The sequence below is a fragment of the Hymenobacter ginkgonis genome, assembly GCF_009755225.1.
Taxonomy (GTDB): domain Bacteria; phylum Bacteroidota; class Bacteroidia; order Cytophagales; family Hymenobacteraceae; genus Hymenobacter; species Hymenobacter ginkgonis.
Genome location: NZ_WQKZ01000003.1, coordinates 610931 through 629647, shown reverse-complemented (window position 1 = coordinate 629647; position 18717 = coordinate 610931). Strand labels below are relative to the sequence as shown.

Genomic DNA, 18717 nt, shown 5'->3' with positions numbered 1-18717 from the left:
TCTACTGCCTCCCTGCGTACGCTATGAGGGGGTAGCGCTTTGCTGATTTAGGCTTCTTGCAGCAACTCCGCCGTGCTCAACTCCTGCTTAATAACCCGCATTATTTTCTCCTGTAGCAGCCGCCGCAGTTTGCTTCGAACAAAGAGCGGGTAAATCATCTTCGCGGCCCACCACCCATCCGGAATTTCGCGGCTCAGTTGTTTGGTGATGATATCCAGCCGCTGCCTCACTTGCTCTGTCAGTTGCGCATAGTCTGACTGGCTCATGCGGGCCTTTGCCCACTCGGGAGCGGCTACTTTTACCGCCGAGCTACCCAACAAGGGAAGGATGGGGAGGCGCCCCGTCGGTTGGTCTTTTTCATCGCGCACGTCTAGAGTCTGCTTGAGCGCAGCCGGCCAGCGGTCAAAAAGCGGATTATTGGCTGGCAGCGTAAACCACTGCTGCAGGAACCGCTGGCAGTTGCGACGGCCCAGCTCGTAATCATGCTCCCGGAAACCTTGGTGTAAAAAGCCGCCGAATGCGTTGAGCAGCCCACACGCCAAGATGGGGGGTAGGGGCTTTTTAGCGTCTGGCTGCGCTGCCACCTTTGGCCGCGCCTCCACCTTCCGCGACGGGGCAATGATGTAGCGGCTGTGCACATCCAGGTCGAGGGCGCCTAATAAATCCTCGGCGCGAAAGCGCGACTGGTTCAGCAACGCTGTAAATAGACGCGCGGCGAGCGGGCCCAGCTCCTGTTTGAGAACCGTGTAATCCGTTTCCTTCGCCTCACTCGGAAACGGGTCAACCAGCAGCAGGGCGCGGCGGGCCGTGGCGCCATTGGGGTCATTGTGCAACAGCCCCGATGGGTCGTCTGTCAGCGCCCGGCGGGCTAGCTCCAGCGGCTCGTTATTCGTCACGCCCCCATCCACAAACAAGTATTCTCCTCCCGCTGGATAAGTCTGAATGTCGGGCGCGCCGGCACGAACCGCGTAGCCAGGGCGCGGCCCGTTGTACCAGCGGCTCGCATAATAGTCGTTTGAGAAGCGCATCAGACGGCTAATCAACGCAATAGGGAAAGCCCCGGTAGCGAGGGCCGATTGAGCCAAGCGGTCCCAGGCGGCATCCCCGGTGGGGGTAGGCGCACTAGGCAGCTCCACCAGCGCGGGGTCGAAGGCGGGGTCGGTGGGGGCAGTCGGGGGTAGGGTCGGCGCAAGCAGGCGAAACTGAATACGGTCGGCGTGGTCCGTAAACCGCTGGGGGGCCCCGCCGGTCTGGGTCACCTCGTACGTCAGCCCATTGAGATTGGTGAGGGTTAAAAAAAAGTCTAAGTGGTCGGACAGCATCCACCGGGGCCACCGCGCCTGGGTAGGGCGCGCTAGCCGGTTTTGGGCAATGTGGTCCAGGATGTCGCAGTTGAGCACGCTTTTCCACGCTTGCAGGCGCTTGGGCTCCCGAACCAAGTCGCTTGGGTCGAGCAGCTTGTCAATATCAATGTCTTTGACCCACGCTTGGTGAAAGTTGCTGGTGCTGCCCTCAATGGCCGCAATAGCGGTAAGGGCAGCGCACATACCCCCAGCGGAGGCGCCCGCCATGGCTTTTAGCCGCACGTGGTGCAGGGGCTCGTCGGTAGGCACCGCAGCCCCGTCCCCGAACGCTTGCTGCAACGCGGGGTCGTACCAATTGTCGAGGGCCTCAAAGAGAAAATTAATAACGCCTGCCGTATAAGCCCCCGCCGAGATTGCCCCCGCCATTACCAGCCCCAGCTCGAAGGTGTGCGGTGCGGGCTCGGGAGCGGGCGCCGTGGCATAGGCCGTAAATACGCTGGCAGCTTTGGCGGCGGCCGCAGCCGGGGCCGAAGAAGTTGCCGCAGTAGCAGGGACTGACTCCATAAAATAAGGTGTGATGAGAAGGCGCTGTTTACCAAGCGGCTGGCGCTAAAAGTACTTCTCTGGATAGTCGAGTCCATCAGTGCTACCACTGGTTTTTGCAGGCGAAAAGCCGCGCGCGCCGGCGCGGCCAGCTTGGCGCGCGGCTAGCAATCACCGCCCCCAGGCTACCTATTACCCTGCCTGGCCTGGTGTTACCAGTTGCCCGCGCCTACCCCCCTTCACTGCTTAGCGCTGAGCTGTTTGCAAATGCCAGCCGCTGCGCTTAGTGGCGAGAAGCCAAGCTACGTGGCGCGCTGCCGTTGGCCACTTTCAGCCGCATGCTGGCTTTAGGAATGAGCCGCACCCCTACCCTCGCGCCTAAGGTGCACATCGCGTTTATTTGCGGGCACTTTGGAATAGTTGCTTGAGGCCGAAATAGTTAGGGATTTTTTTGAAAGACGCCGTATTTTTATAAAGAAGCGCTTTTGTGAGCGCCCCGCTGCTTTGTCCGGCGCCCGGCGCCGGCTGCTGGCTTGGCGCGTTGGTCTTACTCCTAATTATGCTGCCTGCGCCATGCCTACTGCCGACAGAATTTGTCTTATCGGGGCGGGTTCGTCCGGCCTGACGGCCGCCAAAACGCTGCACGAAGCCGGCTTGCCCTTCGACTGTTTCGAGAAAGGCTCGGCGCTGGGCGGCAACTGGCGCTACAACAACGACAATGGCCTGTCCTCGGCCTACCGCTCGCTGCACATCAACACCAACCGCCGGGCCATGAGCTACTCGGATTTTCCGATGCCCGCGCGCTACCCCATGTTTCCGCATCACTCGCACATCATCGCGTATTTTGAAGACTATGCCCGGCACTTTGGCATTGATAAGCTCCTCACCTACAACACCGAAGTAACCCACGTGCGGCCGCATCCCGATGGCGCCTGGCGCGTGACTACCCGCACGCGCGGCGGCGGCGACTTGCAAGAGCGCGCCTACCGGGCGGTTATCGTGGCCAATGGCCACCACTGGTGCCCGCGCTACCCCGACCCGCCTTTTCCGGGTAGCTTCAGCGGCGAAACGCTGCACGCGCACGACTACCGCACGCCCGACCAAGTGGCTGGCCACCATGTTGTGATTGTGGGCATCGGCAATTCGGCCGTCGATATTGCCTGCGAAGCCGCCCGGCAGTATTCGGGCCGCGTCACTATTTCGACGCGTAGCGGCGCCTACATCCTGCCCAATTGGATTTGGGACGTGCCCTTCGATTCGCTGGCCTCGCCCCTGATGAGCAAGCTGCCGCTGGCCGTGCAGCGCGTGGTGCTGCGGGCGGTGCTCTGGCTGGCCCACGGCAACCAAGCGCGTTTCGGCGTGCCCCGCCCGCAGCGGCCGCTGCTGAGCGAGCACCCTACCCTCTCGCAAGATTTGCTGTATTTGGCGGGGCGCGGCCTCCTTCACTTCCGGCCCAACATCCGGGAGCTGCAAGGCGACCATATTCTGTTTGAGGACGGTAGCACCGAAGCGGCTGATTTGCTGATTTATGCCACCGGCTACCGGGTGTCGTTTCCATTTTTCGACCCCGATTTTCTGCAAGTCGAGCAGCAGAACAACCTGGAGTTGTACCGCCACGTGGTGCACCCCGACCACGCGGGCCTGTACTTTTTGGCTTTTTTGCAGCCCCTCGGCCCCATTATGCCGCTGGCCGAAGTGCAAAGCAACTGGATTGCCCGGCTACTTAGCGGCCAGTGCCAGCTGCCCAGCCGCTCCGAAATGCTACGCAGCATTGCCGCAGACAAAGCCGCCGTAGCCAAGCGCTACGGCTCCTCCCCCCGCCACACGCTGGAGGTGGATTTCTACCCCTACAAAGACCTTATTGAACGGGAGATGCGCCGCCAGGCAAGCAAGTAGCCAGAAAGACTGCCCCGGCTGGCACGGCTGGGCTTACGCAGGCAGCCACCCGTGGCGGGCGCCCCACTGCTAAACGCGACAATGGTGTGTTTGCTTGCCTAAAAATGCGTATTTTGCGGAGCTTATCCGCCTTCTCAATCGTCTGCGCTATGTTCGACCTACCCCTTCCCGAACACTGCGCTATGGAAGCGCAGATTCAGGCCCTACGTGCCGAACTTGCCCAAGCGCACGAGGCCCAGCGCCAGCAGGAGGCCCAGCGGGAAGAAATAACGCGCGACTACCACCGCCAGCTGCGCTTCCGCACCATCTTCGAGCACTCGCCCCTCGGCCAAAAAATCATTGACGCCGACTTAACCATTCGGCAGGCCAACGCAGCCATCGCCGACTTATTGGGCCTAGAATCCCCCCTGGAGTTGCTGGGCCACGCCATTTTGGAGTATGCCCACCCCGACCACTATGCCGACTGGGCGCGCTTGCAAGAGGCTTTATGGGCGCACCACCTCACTTCCTTTACGCTGGAAACCCGCTTGGTACGCCCCGACGGTGCGCTGCTTTGGTGCCGGGTTACCTCCGTTTTGTTTCCCGACGAAGGGGGCGAACTGGGCTATACCACGCTCGAAAATATATCGGAGCGCAAGCTGCTCGAAGACCAAGTGGACCAGCACGCCAACGCCTTGCAGGACGCCAACGAGCAACTGGCGGCCTTCAACGAGGAGCTGCAAGTTGCCAACGAAGAGCTGCTGGCGGCCAATATGGCGTTAGGCAGAATTAACGCCGAACTCGACACGTTCGTTTATGCCGCCTCCCACGACCTGCGCGCCCCCATTGGCAACTTGCAGGGGCTGGTGCAGGTCTTGGTAGCGGAACTGTCGGCCGACACGCCGCAGCTAGCACAGGCCAAGCCTATTCTGGACTTAATGCAAGAATCAATGGCCCGGTTTGGGCATACGCTCGACCGCTTGGCCGACTTTAGCATTGCCTATACGCCCGATGGGCTGGTGCGCGAACACCTAGAGTTGGCCGCTGTGCTCGAAGAAGTACGCCAGGAAGTAGCGCCGCTACTCGCCGCCACCCAAGGGCAGCTACTGGTCGACATAGCGGGTACTTCGTCGCTTTGGTTTGCCGCCAAGCATGTATACTCGGTGATGCTCAACCTGGTCAGCAACGCCCTCAAATACCGCCATCCCGACCGCGCACCCGTTGTGCGCGTGCGCAGCCACCGCGAACAAGGCCGCCTGGTGGTGCGCGTGCAAGACAATGGCCTGGGGCTAAGCCATGAGCAGCAAGACCAACTCTTTCGCTTATTTAAGCGCCTGCACTCGCACGTGGAAGGAACAGGGGTAGGCCTGTACCTGGTCAAGAAAATCCTCGATAATGCCGGGGGCAGCATTCAGGTTGAAAGTGAATTAGGCCGGGGCTCCACTTTTATCGTCAACTTTCCGGGGTAAGCCGCTACCCGCTGCGCGGGGCAAGCTCACCGAGCGGCAGCCGTGTGGCGTCGTGGCGCGCCACACGGGTAGTTGCTAGCTCTGGGCAGGTTTTAGTGGCTGGCGGCAGTAGGCGCTGGCGCCGCACCGCGCGCCCCTACCCCCCTCGGGGCGCCCAGGCCCGGCGCGGCACCCAGCGAAGCGGGCCGCAGGGGCTGGCCGGGCGCCCACTCCAGGATGTAGACGGGCTGGGGAGGCAGGTTTTCGAGGGTTTCACCATCGCCCTGGCCGGTGCGCTGCACAAATAGGCTGAGGATGTGGTCTTTCTGCCAGCGCTCGGTGTCGTAGCTGGGCTCCCAGTTGCCGACGGGGGTAGTGGTGAGGTCGGTAGCGGCCCACTGGTTTTTGGTGAGGTCGGGGCATTGCAGCACCGAAGCCCGGTCCTGGCGCTCGGCATCGCGGAAGAGCAGGTAGGCCGCCGTTTTGCCCTTTTGGGTGGCCACGAGCAGTTGCGGGCGCGAAATCGGAATCTTCTTTGTCCCTACCCCACTCAGGCTGAAGGGCGTTGTGCGCTGGCTCACCTGGGCAGTTTTCCAGGTTTTGCCGGCCAGGTAAACTAACTGGTACTGAGGCACTTGCGTACCCGCCGGGCGCCAGTACGTGGCGATGTAGGGTGCGCCCGCCGCATCGGTAGTCATGGAGGTTTGGTTTATCAGCTCGCTGTTTTGCGGAATGCGGGCCGCGTACTCGGCCGTAGCCGCGGTGATGGGCAGCTGGTAGGCGGCGCCGGTGCTGCGCTGCCAGGTCCTACCCCCGTCCAGCGAGCGGGCGTAGGCCATGTCGTGGTTGGAGGCCACGTTGGGCGACTCGCGCCACACCCACGACACGTGAATCGTGCCCTTAGCGTCGATGCAGGCCTGCCAATAGGCATTGCGCTGGCCCTCGCCGCTAATGAGCACGTCGTGCAAGCGCGTCCAGCGCTGGGTTTTGACATCGTAGCGGTTCAGGGCCAAGTTGCCGTTGCCCGAGCTGCCATCGCGGTACAAAAACAGCAGGTCGCCACTCGGGAAGCGGTGAAACTCGGGGTAGGTCACGTTGTTTTCGTGCGTGCCGGTCATGGGCAGCAACTCACTCATGTCCAACGAGCCAGGGGCCTTGCTGCGGCAGTAGCGCAGCGGGTTGCCGTGGTGGTCGAAGGATAAGTGCAGGTAGCCCGCGCCGTCCACCATCAGGCTGATAACGTTGTGCGCATCTTGCACTTTGCCCTGGTAGGGCGTGCGCTGCACCTGCCAGGCGCCAGCGGGCAGGCGGCGCTTGGCCAGCACCACGTAGCCCACCGAGTCGTAGTAGGCGGTGTACTGGTCCTGGCCCTGCGTCACAACCGAATTTTTGCGAAATACGGCCCCGTTCACGTTGTTTTTGGCCCAGCCCAGGCCCACGGGCGCAGCTGTTTGGGCATGGCTCGCCAGCGGCATAGTGAAGGCCGCGCTGGCGAAAAGTACCAACAGCCAACGGCCGGTAAGAAAGGGGGTGGGCATGGCAGGAAAGCAGTTTGGTAGAATATAAGGCGTTGGGCTATCTCCGGCCGAGCTATCAGCGGCTGGCTACCCTCGAATGCGAATAGTGCCGGGCGGGTGCGGGGGTGGCGGCAACCGCACTACCTGAATATTCAGCAGCGTTATCCCTGCTTCGCCCGCCGCCGGCCGCACCAGGTCTACCCGGTCGATGGCTCCGGCAGCAATGCGCAGCGAGGTATCCTCCAGGGGCACCCCGTCCAGCTCAAACCTGACCGCCCCCCCTACCCCTAGCTGCCGCTTGAGGGCCGCCAGGGTTTTTGACTTGAATTTTGCCTTGGTTTTCAGCCTAATGTCAATAATACCGTTGGGCGTCAGGCTACGCCATTTGGCTGGCGCATCGGCGCCCTTGTACACGTGTATATCGGCTATATCCTGCGGGTTCAGGGCGCGCAAGTCGTTATCACCCAGTATTAGGTGTGAATTCATCAGCATTACCGGCCGATATACCCGCGCCGGCTGGGTGGGCAGCGCAGGTGCAGCGGGTGGCCCACCCGTATCCCATTTGGTGCGCACCGGCACGCCAAGGCCAGGCGTGGCGGGCTGCACCAGCACTAGGCGCGGCGCGAGGGGCGCCATCGCCGGCTGCTGCGCCCGGGCCAGCTCCCCGGCCAAGCAGCCAACGGCGGTAAGCAGCAGTTTAGTAACTAGATACCTGCGCATAGAAATCGGTTTTTTAGAGCGTGTTTGAATTCTATGAAACCTCAAAAAGACGGTCCTGCTCATCTGGCGTGCCCTTTTTAGTAAATCTCAAACACACTCTTAGCTATTGAACTATAACGTCCTAACAACTTTCCGGACAGCTTTCCTACTTCAATTCCAGCACCACCACCGATTTGGGGGGTAGGGCCACGGCCAGCTTGTCGCCGCGCTTCTTGGCTCCAGTGAAGGCAGCCAGCTTGATATTGTCGGGTTTGTCGAAGCTGTTATAGTCGCTCACTTTGGCTGAGGTGAGCACGCGGCCGGTCACCGTTTTCCAGTTCACGCCGGGCAGGGCCGTTTCGAGGGTCAGGGTTTTGGTGGGGTCGAGGTTGACGAGCGATAGGTGGACCGCGCCGTTCGTATCCTTCGAGGCCGAGGCGTTCAGGGCCGGGATTTTCTCGCCGTTGAACACGTAGTCGGGGCTGGCGAATTGTAGGGGCAGGTACTCGGCATCCTGGTGCACCTGGTAGAGGTCGAACACGTGGTAGGTGGGCGTGAGCAGCATCTTTTCCTTGTCGGTTAAGACTAAGGCTTGCAGCACGTTGATGGCCTGGGCGAGGTTGGCCCCGCGCACCCGGTCGCAGTGGTTGTTGAAGATATTGAGGGTAGTGCCAGCCACCAGCGCGTCGCGCAGCGTGTTTTGCTGGTACAAGAAGCCGGGGTTAGTGCCGGGCTCCACGTCGGTCCACACGCCCCACTCGTCCACCAGTAGCGCCACCTTTTTGTCTTTGTCGTACTTGTCCATGATGGCCGCGTGCTTGGTCACTATGGCGTCCATTTTCAGGCAGTTGCGCAGGGTGCTGAAGTACTGGTCTTCGCCAAAGCCGGTGGCTTTGCCCTTGCTGCCGCTCCAGCTGCCGGTGGGCAGGGTGTAGTAGTGCAGGGTGAGGCCCCACATTTTGCCGGGGCCGATGTTTTTCATGCACGTTTCGGTCCAGTGCGGGTCGTCGGCGTTGGCACCGCTCACGATGCGCTTGAGCGGCGTGCCGGGGTAGTCGTGGGCGAAGGTGGCGTAGCGCTTGTACACATCCGAGTAGTACTCGGGCGTCATGTTGCCGCCGCAACCCCAGCTTTCGTTGCCGATGCCCCACCAGCTCACTTTGTAGGGCTCGGCGTGGCCGTTCTTCTTGCGTTCCTGCACCATGGGCGTGTCCTCGTTCGAGTTGAGGTACTCCATCCAGTTGCTCATTTCCTGCACCGTGCCGCTGCCCACGTTGGCGGCCAGGTAGGGCTCGGTACCCAGCAGGCCGCACAGCTCCATAAATTCGTGGGTACCGAAACTATTGTCTTCCAAGGTATTGCCCCACCACAGGTTCAGCATTTTGGGGCGCTGGGCGGCGGGCCCTACCCCATCGTGCCAGTGGTAGGTATCGGCAAAGCAGCCGCCGGGCCAGCGCAGGTTGGGCACGTGAATCTTCTGGAGCGCCTCCACGATGTCGAGCCGCAAGCGGCCCTGCTTGGGCACGCTCAGGCCGGGGTCAACCCAAAAACCGCCGTAGATGCAGCGCCCCAAGTGCTCGGCAAATTGCCCCTGAATGTGCTTGCTGATGAGGAGCTTCGGGTCGCCGGGCTGCACGGTCAGCTGCACGGTTTGGGCGGCGGTGAGCAGCGGCGCGGCTAGGGCGAGCGTGGCAGCAAAAGAGCGGAGGTAGGACATTCGAAAAGTAGGTGGGATAGGGAGTGGCGCAAAGCGGCGGGTGCTAGGTGGGTAGCCGCTTTGCAAGCCGTAAAGTTGGGGGCGCTTGCACAATCGATTGTGTATTCAGGCAAATTATTTTTAGCTGCCCGCGCTGCTCATGCGCCCTGCGCAGCAGGCGAGCGCCAAGGCCAGGCCTTAGGGGCGGGCAACGGGGGTAGGCTTTTTGATTTTTGTCGGCTTAACTACTTCAAATACAAGAACCGGCAGTATGTTGCCTTGCGCATCGAAGCGCATGGGCGAGAGGCAGGTTTCGCGGTTGTAGCCGTTGCCGCCCGGAATATGGAAGCGGTGGTAGGCCATTACCCACTGGTCGGTGCCAGGCACTTGCAGTACCGAGTGGTGGCCGGCACCCTGCACCACGCCCCTACCCTTCAGCACGGGGTTGTGGTCGGCTTTCGTGAACGGCCCCAGCGGCGAACTGGCCGTGGCGTAGGCCACCGAGTAGCGCGGGTCGCGGGTGTCGTACTCGCTCCACATGAGGTAATATTTGCCCTGGCGCTTGAAGGCAAACGAGCCCTCGTTGTAGCCTGGCGGCTTAAACTCGACCACGGTGGCCGGGTCGTAGCTCACCATGTCGGCGTTCAGCTTCACGACGTGGCACTGGCCCTGGCCGAAGTAGAGGTAGGCGCTGCCATCGTCATCGACCAGCACCATGGGGTCAATCATTTGGCCCTTAAACTGGCCCTTGGCCACCAGCGGCTTGCCCAGCGGGTCTTTGAAGGGGCCCGTGGGCCGGTCGGCCACGGCTACCCCAATGCTTTGGGCAGCCGAGTAGTAGAAATAATACTTGCCGTTTTTGGTGGCGATGGCCGGGGCCCAGGCGTTTTTGGCGGCCCAGGTAAGGTCGCGCGGCAAGTCCAGTATTACGCCTTCGTTGCGCCACTTCACCAGGTCTTTCGACGACCAGCAGGTGAACGATGTGGCGCCCCAACCCGCCATGCCGTCGGTGGTGGGGTAGAGATAATACGTGTCGCCAAAAGCCGCCAGGTGCGGGTCGGCGTAGAGGCCGGGCAGCGCGGGCGGCGGCGCGTGCAGCGTGTCGGTGGGCGCGGTTTGGGCCTGGCTGGCGGCGAGGCTAGCCAGGCTGCACAGCGCCGTGAATAGCACACTTGTTAAACGCATACGCTTCTGGTTACTAACAATTTATTTACTGAAACTAAACGAGCTGCCACGCCCCCTCCCCTGCGGGGATAGGCTGGCCTACGGCTATTCCTTGAACTTCACTTGCTTGCGGCTGCCATCGGCAAACGATACGGTGGCGCTGCCATCGGCTGCCGAAGCTACGTTCAGCACGGGCAGCAGTTCGGCATCAGTCCAGGCGGTGCCCGATTTTTTCCAAAGCAGCAGCGTGGCGTAAAGCTTGGCTTGGGGGGTAGGGGCCGTGGTGCCCAGTGCGTTGAGTACGGTACTGGCGGCGCGCACGGGGTGGAGGCCGGTGGCGTCCACGGCTTCTACCTTGTCCCAGCCGCTGAGGGGCACCAGCGCCAGCTGATAAGTGCCGTTGTCGAGCAGGTGCACTTCGTGGCCTTTTACCCGGCGCGTGCTACGCCGGATGGTGCCCGTAAGGTTGGGCAGCGCGTAGTGGCCCAGGCGCAGGGGGGTAGCCTCGGTGCTGGCGTTTTGGTCCACGCGCAGGATGCCGTTGGGCAGCGGCACGTCGGCCAGGCGCAGCCTGATAGCGGGGTTGGATTCTAGGGCCGCGTCGCGGTAGTACACGCCGTTCTCGTACTTCTGGAAGGTGTAGAAGCGCAGCGCTTCCCACTTATTCTCCCTGTTTTGGAACACGTAGCTCATGGCCACTTCGCCGTTGGGGCCGTCGGCCTGCCACGGAAAGGCGCTGTTGTAGCTCAAGCGGTTGTAGTTCTCGTTGCCGCGGTTGGCATCGCTGGCGGGCTGGTGCGGGGCATCCCTAATTTCGGCCGCGCCACTGTTGGGGTAGTCGGTCACGAGCATGTTGGGGCCGGGCTCAAACTTGTTGAAGACCGTGTTCGGCTTCAGCTCTTTCTCCCAGGGGCCTTCATTTTCGGTGGCCGTCCAGAAAGGGCTATCGGCCGGCACCAGCAGGCCCAAAAAGGCCTTACTCATCCAAAACACGCTGCCCCGGCAGCTGTACGCCTGCACCGCGGGGTCGAACGGCCCATAGAAGCCCAGCGTCGGAATATTATCCTGCAAGAAGTTCGGGTTTTGTAAAAATTGCAACATGGCCCCCGACGCGATGCGCCGCATCCAGCCGAAGTTGGTGCCCGCCTCGGGCCGCAAGCCCATCAGCGGAAACGGCACCACCGCCGCAAAGCGGTACGTGATGCTGCGGCCCCACATTATCATTTCGCCCGAGCGCCCAAACTGGTAGGGGTAGGTGTTTTTGAGCGGTGCAAAATTGGCAGTGAGCTGGGCGGCTACCTGGGGGTAGTGCTGGCGCCCGTAGTACTCGCTCCACAGCCGGCCATACATTTGGAAGGCCCACATGCTGTAGTAGTCGAAGGTGGGCGCATCGTCGTACCAGCCCTCGCCGCGGTAGTGGCCCAGTTGCTTTTGCAAGTATTCTTCCAGCAGCTTCTCGTTGACGGTGTAGCCCCGGCTTTCATAAAAGCTGAGGATAAAGATGTTGAAATAGCGCCAGTTTTGGGGCACCGTGGGGCCGTCGCCGTAGCTGAGCATGGTAGCGGCCAAGGCCTTTTTGGTGGCTTCGGGTAAAGGGTCCCACAAGATTTTGGGGGCCGCAAACAGCGCCACCGACAGGCCGCCGAACTCGACCAGGTTTTGGCTGGGGCCGCCATCCGGGGTGCGGGGTGCGATGTAACTGGGGCTGGCCGGGTCTACGAGCAGCGCCAGCTGGTGGCGGTAGTAGTCGCCTACCTTCACGCCGTTCAGCGTCAGGCTAGGGTTTTCCTTCAGCAGGGGCGCGGCCATGAAGAGCGTGCGGCATAGGCCTTCGAGCTTTTCGGTGGGCACCTGGCTGGCGGTGCGGGGGTAGCTTTTGCCCAGCAGCTTCGGAAACTGCATCGGGTCATCGAGCGTGCGCACGTAGCTGAAGGCCCCACTCAGCAGGTACTGGGCGGCAGCTTGCCAGTGCTGGCGCGTCATGCCGGTGTAGGGGCTTCGCTTTTTATCGGGCTGCTTCACCTCAAAAAGCGGCAGCTTGGCGGCAGGCGGGGCTACGGCGGTGGCGAAGGGGGGTAGGGCGGGCGCAGCCTGCCCCACGGCCACACCGGGGGGTAGGGCGGCCAGCGCCCCGGCCAATAGCAACAGGGTTTTCATGGGTGGGAAGCGTAAGTAAGGAGGAATGCAAAAGGCCGGGGCCTACCCGCTTCACAGGCAGACCCCGGCCCAACCGGCAACTAGCCCACCGCTAGTAGCCCGGGTTTTGTGCGAGGGTAGCGCCCCCGTTCAGGTCGATTGTGGATTGCGGAATGGGCAGCAGGGTGTTCGTCTGCTTCAGGCCCGTGATGGAGGCGCCGTTCAGGCGAGTGGCACGGTCAACGAGGGTGCCGGTGCGCACCAGCGTGAGGCGGCGCTGCTCCTCCCCTATCAGCTCGCGAGCGCGCTCATCGAGGATGAAATCGAGCGTCATTTGGGCGGCCGTTACCTGCGGGGCCTGGGCCCGGGTGCGCAGCGCGTTGATGCTGGCGGCGGCCCCGGCCGTGTTGCCCTGCTTGAACTGGGCCTCGGCCAGCAGCAGATACGTTTCGCCCAGGCGCATCATAATCAAGTCTTTGATGGTGCCGAAGCCGAAGGTATCGGTGGGGTCAAACTGGTTCCACTTGGTGGTGTAGGGCGTGATGTTGTAGATGGTATCCGAGCCCGCCAGGCCCGTCACGCGCTTGCCGAAGGTGGCGGGCATGGTGGCATCGTTGTAGTAGAAGCGCCGCTTCAAGTTGTACTTCGAATTGCGCATGTCCTGGGCGGGGTAGAGGCGGTAGTCTACCCAATTGCTGAGGCGCAGGCGCCCCAGGCCGCGCCCGCCGAGCGAGTCGGCCAGCGTCATGCCCTTGATGTTGTAATAGGCCGGCACCCACATGCGGCGCTGCTGGGCGCTGGTGGTGGCACCGGGCACGAGCAATTGCTGCTCTTCGGACCAGATTACCTCCGTGTTGCCCTGGCTGCGGCGCTGGTTGCCCACCACAAACATATCGGAAAAGTAGTCGCCCGGCTGGGTACTCCGCACCCCGTAGCGGGCCCTAATGAGCGCGTACTGGCCGCCGTTGATAACGGCTTGCAACTGCACCTGAGCCAAATCGGGCTTGCCCATGCGCAGGTACACCTGGCCCAGCAGTTGCTGGGCGGCCCCCTGCGTGATGCGCCCCGAGGCCGCCTTGCTGGCGTTGAACAAGCTCGGGATGGCCGTGGTCAGGTCATTAGCAATGAAATCATTGACCGTGGCTACCGGCGTGCGCGTAAAGTCGTTGCGCGGCGTGGTCACGGGCATATCCACCAGGGGCACGTCGCCCCAGAGCGTCACCAGGAAGTCGTAGGCGTAGGCGCGGTAGAAGCGCGCCTCGGCGCTAATGCGGTTTTTGTAGCCCTGCCGCAGGGTGGCCGGCGCGGCGGCCGCCCCCGCAATAATCTGGTTGCAGTTGTTGATGGTGCGGTAGGCCCAGCTCCACATTACGCTGGCCGCCTGGTCCTGGGCGTTGAGCAAGTTGTAGTTGTAGTAAGGGATTTCGGCGCCCTGCACCTGGCCGGGGATGGCCACGTCGGTGCCTTCCTGCATCATGCCGAGCAGGCCCTGCTCGTCGGAGCGGGTGTACTGCTCGCGCACCACGCTCTGCAAGCCGGCCATGGCCGACTCGAAGCCCAGCGAATCGACCAGCACCGTTTGGGGCGTGTAAAGCGAGGCGGGGGTTTCGTCGAGGTAATCTTTCTTACAAGAGCTAAGCAGCTGCGCGGTGCCCAGCAGCGCCACAAATCCTAGGGTGAGGCGTTTCATATCAATCAGAGCCATAAAATCGGGTGGGAAGAAGAATTAGCGCAAGCCCAGGTTGAGGCCGAACACGAAGCTGCGGACCTGCGGGAAGTTGGGGTTGCTACCCGCCGTTGAGCTATTCACGCTCGTGGTGGGGCTAAAGCTCGTGGACGAGCTGAGCAGGCTAATGGGGTTGTCGATGTTGCCGGTGCCGTTGCCGATGGTGTAGTTCTGCTCGGGGTCCCAGCCTATCCACTTGGTCCAGGTGTAGAGGTTGCGCCCGCTCACGTACACCGAGAGCGTGCCCAGCTTGAGCTTATCCACGAGCGCGGCCGGGAAGGTGTAGTTGAGCGTCACGTCCTTGAGGCGCGTAAAGCTGGCGTTGCTGGGGTAGGCGTAGCCGCGGGGGTTGATATAGCTCAGGCTGGGGCGGTCCTGGCTTTGGTTGGCGGCGGTCCAGTAGCCCACTTCCTGCGGGGTGTTGAGGCGGCCACCCAGGTCCACAAAGTTCAGGTTCTGGTTGCTCTTGAGCACGCCCTGCACCGTTTGGATAAACACGCGCAGGCTTATCCCCCTATAGGTGAAGGTGTTGGTGATGCCGCCCTGCCAGGTGGGGAGCGACGAGCCCAGGTACTGGCGGTCGTTGCTGTCAATCTTGCCGTCGTTGTTGAGGTCGGCAAATTTCAGGTCGCCAGCCTTGGCGCCGGGGTCCAGCTTGCTGGCATCTTCGCCGGTTTGCCACACGCCGGTTTTCACGTAGTCGTACACGGCGCCCAGCGGCCGGTTCAGGAAGAGGCGGTTGCCGATGTCGTCGGTGCTGGTGTAGCCCAGCTCGAGCAGCCGGTTGCGGTTGGCCGAAAAGTTGAGGGTAGTCTCCCAGGTAAAGCTGGACGTCTGCACGTTAGCCGTGGTCAGGCTCACCTCTACCCCCTTGTTATTCACCGAGCCAATGTTGTCCAGGATGTTGCCGTAGCCGGTCACAATCGGAATCTGGCGGTTCAGGAGCAGGTCGCTGGTTTTGGCATTGTAGTACTCCACGGTACCCGTAATGCGGTTTTTGAGGAAGCCGAAATCGAGGGCTACGTTGGAGCTGGTCGTTTGCTCCCACTTGAGGTTGGTATTGCCGATGTTGTTGGCACGCAGGCCCACGGCGGGCACCCCGTTGTAGGCGTATTGCAGCAGGGCGCTGCCCGTGATGGTGCCGTAGGGGCTGATGCCCTCGTTGCCGGTGGTGCCGTACGAGAAGCGCAGCTTGAGCACGCTCACCGCCGCGTTGTCTTTCAGGAACGCCTCATTACCGATATTCCAGCCCACCGCCACCGACGGGAAGGTGGCGTACTTGCTAGCGTTGGCCCCGAACACCGACGAGCCATCGCGCCGGGCCGTAGCCGTGAAGAGGTAGCGGCTGTCGTAGTTGTAGTTGAGGCGCGCCATCTGCGACACCAGCGTGCGGCGCTCGCTGTACGAGCTGAGGGTAGGCGTGATGCTGCCCGAGCCCAGGCTGTTGAAGCCAATCTGGTCGTTGATAAACCCGCTGGCGTTCTCGGTGGTGGTAAAGTAGTTGTTTTGCTGCGCGCTGTACAGCGCCGTCACGTCGAAGTGGTGCTTGTCGAAGGTCTTGTTGTAAAACAGCAGGTTCTCAATCGTGTAGTTCTGGCGCTCGTCGTTGATGAGCTGGGCCGTGCCCCGCAAGTCGCCCGACGCCCGGCCGGTATAGCTGGCGTAGCGGCCGGGCCGGTTCGAGTAAGTCGCGTTCAGGCGGTACTTGAGCCCGCTCAAAAAGGTCGGCTCCACTTCGGCGTAGCCCGTGCCCGTGAGCTGGTTGATGCGGTCGAGGCGCTGGGTGGTGAGGCCCAGCAAGGCATTCTTGACCAGCTGCTCGGGCGGCTGCGGGTAAATAGTATAGGTGCCGTCGGCGTTGTACACCGAGCCGTAGGGACTCAGCACCTGGGCCAGGCTCAGGTCGGCGCGGCCCCCGTCGTCGTTAGAAGTCGAGTAGAAGGCCGAGGTGCCCACCCGCAACCAGGGCGTGAGGGTAGCATCAATGTTGGAGCGCAGGCTAATGCGCTGAAATTGGTAGCCCTGGATAATGCCCTTCTGCTTGAAGTAGTCGCCCGACACGAAGTACTTCACGTTGTCGGTGCCGCCCGAGATGGACGCGTTGTGGTCCTGGATAAAGCCTTGCTGCTTAATCAAATCCATCCAGTTCACGGTGCGGCCGGCGTTGTAGTTGTCTAGCTCGCCCGTATTCGGCACCGGCGTCAGGTTGATGCCGCGCTGCCGGGTAAACTCCTGCCACTTGGCCGAAAACGCCGGCCCGTCGAGCGGGTGCAGCTTGTTCACCATGTACTCGGGCCCGGCGTAGCCGTTGTAGCGAATCTGGGGCTTGCCGGTTTTGCCGCGCTTGGTCGTCACCAGAATTACCCCGTTGGAGCCGCGCGTACCGTAGATGGCCGTCGAGCTGGCATCCTTCAGAATCTCAATCGAGCCGATGTCGTTGGGGTTGATGTCGTTGAGGTTGCCCGGAAACGGCACCCCGTCCACAATCAGGTACGGGTTGGTGCTGGCCGTAATCGAGCGCACGCCCCGGATTTGGATGTTGGGCTGGCTGCCCGGCACGCTCGACGTGGTGGTGATATTGACGCCCGCCACCGCGCCTTCGAGCGCCTGCGCCACGTTCGACACCGGGATTTTCTCCAGGCGGTCCGTCGGCACCGACACCACCGAGCCCGTAATGTCGGAGCGCTTCTGGGCGCCGTATCCCACTACTACTACCTCGTTAAGGTCCTGCGCATTCGTGGCCAGCTTCACCGAGAGCGTAGTGCGGCCGCCCACCACGATTTCCTGCCGCACGTAGCCGATAGACGAGATAACGAGGGTAGGCGTGGCCGTGCCATCGGGGATGCGCAGGCTGAACTTGCCGTCGGCGTCGGTGGTAGTGCCCAGCGTGGTGCCTTTTAGCACAACCGTGGCGCCGGGCATGCCGGTGCCTTTTTCATCGAGCACCGTGCCCGTGACGGTAGCGTCGGCGGCAGGCTGGTGCAGCGCCCAGGTGGCGCCGGCGCGGGGCTTCGGGGCCGCTGCCACGGCCAGTGGCAGCAGGGCCCCGCACAGAAGAATAGACTTTGCCTGCATAAGGAAAGGAAAATTGGCCGCCAAAGCAGCCAGGGTGGGAAAAAGAATCGCAGTGCAAGTGCGTACTACTACCCCTCACGGTGGCTCTGAAGCCGGGGGAATCAGTACGCTTGGCTTTGAAAATGACCGGGAAAGCGTCGCTCAAAGCCTGCTCAAAAGTATTGTCCTTAGCGGAGGATTAACAGGGATATTTTGAGTAAAAACGAGGGGCAAATTCGACTACCCAGCCCGGCCGCCCTTTAATAGGCGCCGCGCTTCGTGCTGGCAATCAATGCAATACTTCAAGCGCCTACTCTGCTACTATCCCTACCCCCCGCCGGTGCCGCCTGGGCGGCAGCTACTGGGCCGCCGTAGCCTTGGGCCGGGGTTGGTCGAACACACCGAGGCTCCAGCGGTCGGCCCAGCGCAGGCGCGGCTGGTCGCCCTCGAAGCTGAGTGGCAGCCAGATGTAGCCGCCGTCGATAGGGTTCTTGGGCGTCCAGCGGTCGGCCATAAAAAGGAAAGCGTCCGGCTTGCCCGCCACCGGCAAAATGTAGGTGCTTTGCGAGTGGTAGGTCGAATCGGCATCGGCGCCAGTAGCGGGGTTTTCGAGCTGCCGCCACGGCCCCCAGATGGACGACGCCACGAACGAGCGCGCCGCATTGGGCGCCCAGCCGGTGCAGCCCGAGGTGAGGAGGTAGTACTTGCCGCCACGCTTGCACAAGGCCGGGGCCTCGTTGTGGCCAGCCGGCGCAATGGTGCTCCAGCGCCCGGTAAAATCTTGGTAGTCAGCCGTCAGTTCGGCCAGGTGCAGCGTTAGGTTATCTTCCGAGGAATGAACATGGTAGGCCTTGCCGTCGTCATCGACGAAGATGGTCATATCGCGGGCCATCTGGCCTTTCGCAAAATCGCGCCGCACAAACAGGCCCGCGGCCACGGCGGTGCGCCATTCGGGCGTCCACCATTTTAGGGCGGCCTCTCCCGGCACGGGCTGCTTCCACTCATCCTGAAAGCCCAGCGGCCACTGCCCGGCGCCCGGCCGGTACGAGCGCACGTAGCGAAACGGCCCGGTGGCCCGGTCGCTCACGGCCACGGCGGTACGCGCGGCGGCGTAGCCCTGGCCCTTCAGCTCCAGGTGAAACCACATCACATACTTATGGGTCAGCTTATTATACACCACCTTGGGACGCTCTAAAATGCAGCCCTGCTCGATTTCGGAGCCCGAGCCGGCGGGCGCCACGGCCAGCGCAATGCCCTCATCCTGCCAGTTATACAGGTCTTTCGAGGAGTAGCAGTGTACGCCTACCTGGGCGCTATTACCTTTGGGCCCTGCAATCTTGTGCTCGCCAAACAGGTAATAGCGGCCCTTATCGAAGAGCACGCCCGCGCCGTGGGCGTTGAGGTGGGTGCCGTGGTTGTCGGGCCACACCTTGCCGGGCTCGAAAGCCGTGCGCTGCGCCTGGGTGGCGGTGGCTAGCCCGAGCAGCGCGGTTACTAAAAAAGCGTTTTTCATAGTGGCAAGCGGAGTAAGTGCAGCGCAGGGAAGCGGAGAAAA

Annotated in this window: 11 protein-coding genes; 2 read left to right on the top strand and 9 right to left on the bottom strand. The window is 62.1% G+C overall.

Going from position 1 to position 18717, the window contains the following annotated elements:
• Nucleotides 1-47: 47 nt before the first annotated feature.
• Nucleotides 48-1868 carry a patatin-like phospholipase family protein gene (locus GO988_RS14110; protein ID WP_157566524.1) on the bottom strand — a complete coding sequence of 607 codons (1821 nt, stop codon included), beginning with the start codon at nt 1866-1868 and terminating at the stop codon, nt 48-50.
• Nucleotides 1869-2420: 552 nt separating this feature from the next.
• Between GO988_RS14110 and GO988_RS14105 the strand changes: the two genes are divergently transcribed.
• Both GO988_RS14105 and GO988_RS14100 read left to right on the top strand, forming a co-directional pair.
• The gene (locus GO988_RS14105; protein ID WP_157566522.1) at nt 2421-3743 is read left to right on the top strand and encodes a flavin-containing monooxygenase; all 1323 of its coding nucleotides are present in this window, start codon (nt 2421-2423) and stop codon (nt 3741-3743) included.
• 149 nt (nt 3744-3892) lie between these two features.
• Nucleotides 3893-5191 carry a sensor histidine kinase gene (locus tag GO988_RS14100; protein ID WP_198172741.1) on the top strand — a complete coding sequence of 433 codons (1299 nt, stop codon included), beginning with the start codon at nt 3893-3895 and terminating at the stop codon, nt 5189-5191.
• 92 nt (nt 5192-5283) lie between these two features.
• Here the strand turns inward: GO988_RS14100 and GO988_RS14095 are convergent, their stop codons facing one another.
• The 8 genes from GO988_RS14095 to GO988_RS14060 all read right to left on the bottom strand — a co-directional run bounded on the left by GO988_RS14095 (nt 5284) and on the right by GO988_RS14060 (nt 18675).
• The gene (locus tag GO988_RS14095) at nt 5284-6708 is read right to left on the bottom strand and encodes a BNR repeat-containing protein (protein WP_157566518.1); all 1425 of its coding nucleotides are present in this window, start codon (nt 6706-6708) and stop codon (nt 5284-5286) included.
• Between the two features lie 66 nt (nt 6709-6774).
• Nucleotides 6775-7407 (bottom strand): hypothetical protein, encoded by a 633-nt coding sequence (locus GO988_RS14090; protein WP_157566516.1) that lies wholly within the window; start codon nt 7405-7407, stop codon nt 6775-6777.
• A 145-nt stretch (nt 7408-7552) separates the two neighbouring features.
• Entirely contained in the window at nt 7553-9103 is a 1551-nt protein-coding gene (locus GO988_RS14085) for an alpha-N-arabinofuranosidase (RefSeq protein WP_157566514.1), read from the bottom strand.
• Between the two features lie 177 nt (nt 9104-9280).
• Nucleotides 9281-10267 (bottom strand): family 43 glycosylhydrolase, encoded by a 987-nt coding sequence (locus GO988_RS14080; RefSeq protein ID WP_157566512.1) that lies wholly within the window; start codon nt 10265-10267, stop codon nt 9281-9283.
• 84 nt (nt 10268-10351) lie between these two features.
• Nucleotides 10352-12403 carry a DUF2264 domain-containing protein gene (locus GO988_RS14075; protein ID WP_157566510.1) on the bottom strand — a complete coding sequence of 684 codons (2052 nt, stop codon included), beginning with the start codon at nt 12401-12403 and terminating at the stop codon, nt 10352-10354.
• Between the two features lie 91 nt (nt 12404-12494).
• Nucleotides 12495-14087, bottom strand: coding sequence for a RagB/SusD family nutrient uptake outer membrane protein (locus GO988_RS14070; RefSeq protein ID WP_232341516.1), 1593 nt, complete (start codon nt 14085-14087; stop codon nt 12495-12497).
• A 21-nt stretch (nt 14088-14108) separates the two neighbouring features.
• Nucleotides 14109-17183 carry a SusC/RagA family TonB-linked outer membrane protein gene (locus GO988_RS14065; protein WP_157566508.1) on the bottom strand — a complete coding sequence of 1025 codons (3075 nt, stop codon included), beginning with the start codon at nt 17181-17183 and terminating at the stop codon, nt 14109-14111.
• A 337-nt stretch (nt 17184-17520) separates the two neighbouring features.
• Nucleotides 17521-18675, bottom strand: a complete 1155-nt coding sequence (locus GO988_RS14060; RefSeq protein ID WP_157566506.1) for a glycoside hydrolase family 43 protein — start codon at nt 18673-18675, stop codon at nt 17521-17523.
• Nucleotides 18676-18717: the final 42 nt, after the last annotated feature.

What these genes read in the sequence shown, in the direction of transcription:
- GO988_RS14110 (WP_157566524.1), bottom strand. Translation starts at nt 1,868, where the DNA reads ATGGAGTCAGTCCCTGCTACTGCGGCAACTTCTTCGGCCCCGGCTGCG.
- GO988_RS14105 (WP_157566522.1), top strand. Translation starts at nt 2,421, where the DNA reads ATGCCTACTGCCGACAGAATTTGTCTTATCGGGGCGGGTTCGTCCGGC.
- GO988_RS14100 (WP_198172741.1), top strand. Translation starts at nt 3,893, where the DNA reads ATGTTCGACCTACCCCTTCCCGAACACTGCGCTATGGAAGCGCAGATT.
- GO988_RS14095 (WP_157566518.1), bottom strand. Translation starts at nt 6,708, where the DNA reads ATGCCCACCCCCTTTCTTACCGGCCGTTGGCTGTTGGTACTTTTCGCC.
- GO988_RS14090 (WP_157566516.1), bottom strand. Translation starts at nt 7,407, where the DNA reads ATGCGCAGGTATCTAGTTACTAAACTGCTGCTTACCGCCGTTGGCTGC.
- GO988_RS14085 (WP_157566514.1), bottom strand. Translation starts at nt 9,103, where the DNA reads ATGTCCTACCTCCGCTCTTTTGCTGCCACGCTCGCCCTAGCCGCGCCG.
- GO988_RS14080 (WP_157566512.1), bottom strand. Translation starts at nt 10,267, where the DNA reads ATGCGTTTAACAAGTGTGCTATTCACGGCGCTGTGCAGCCTGGCTAGC.
- GO988_RS14075 (WP_157566510.1), bottom strand. Translation starts at nt 12,403, where the DNA reads ATGAAAACCCTGTTGCTATTGGCCGGGGCGCTGGCCGCCCTACCCCCC.
- GO988_RS14070 (WP_232341516.1), bottom strand. Translation starts at nt 14,087, where the DNA reads ATGGCTCTGATTGATATGAAACGCCTCACCCTAGGATTTGTGGCGCTG.
- GO988_RS14065 (WP_157566508.1), bottom strand. Translation starts at nt 17,183, where the DNA reads ATGCAGGCAAAGTCTATTCTTCTGTGCGGGGCCCTGCTGCCACTGGCC.
- GO988_RS14060 (WP_157566506.1), bottom strand. Translation starts at nt 18,675, where the DNA reads ATGAAAAACGCTTTTTTAGTAACCGCGCTGCTCGGGCTAGCCACCGCC.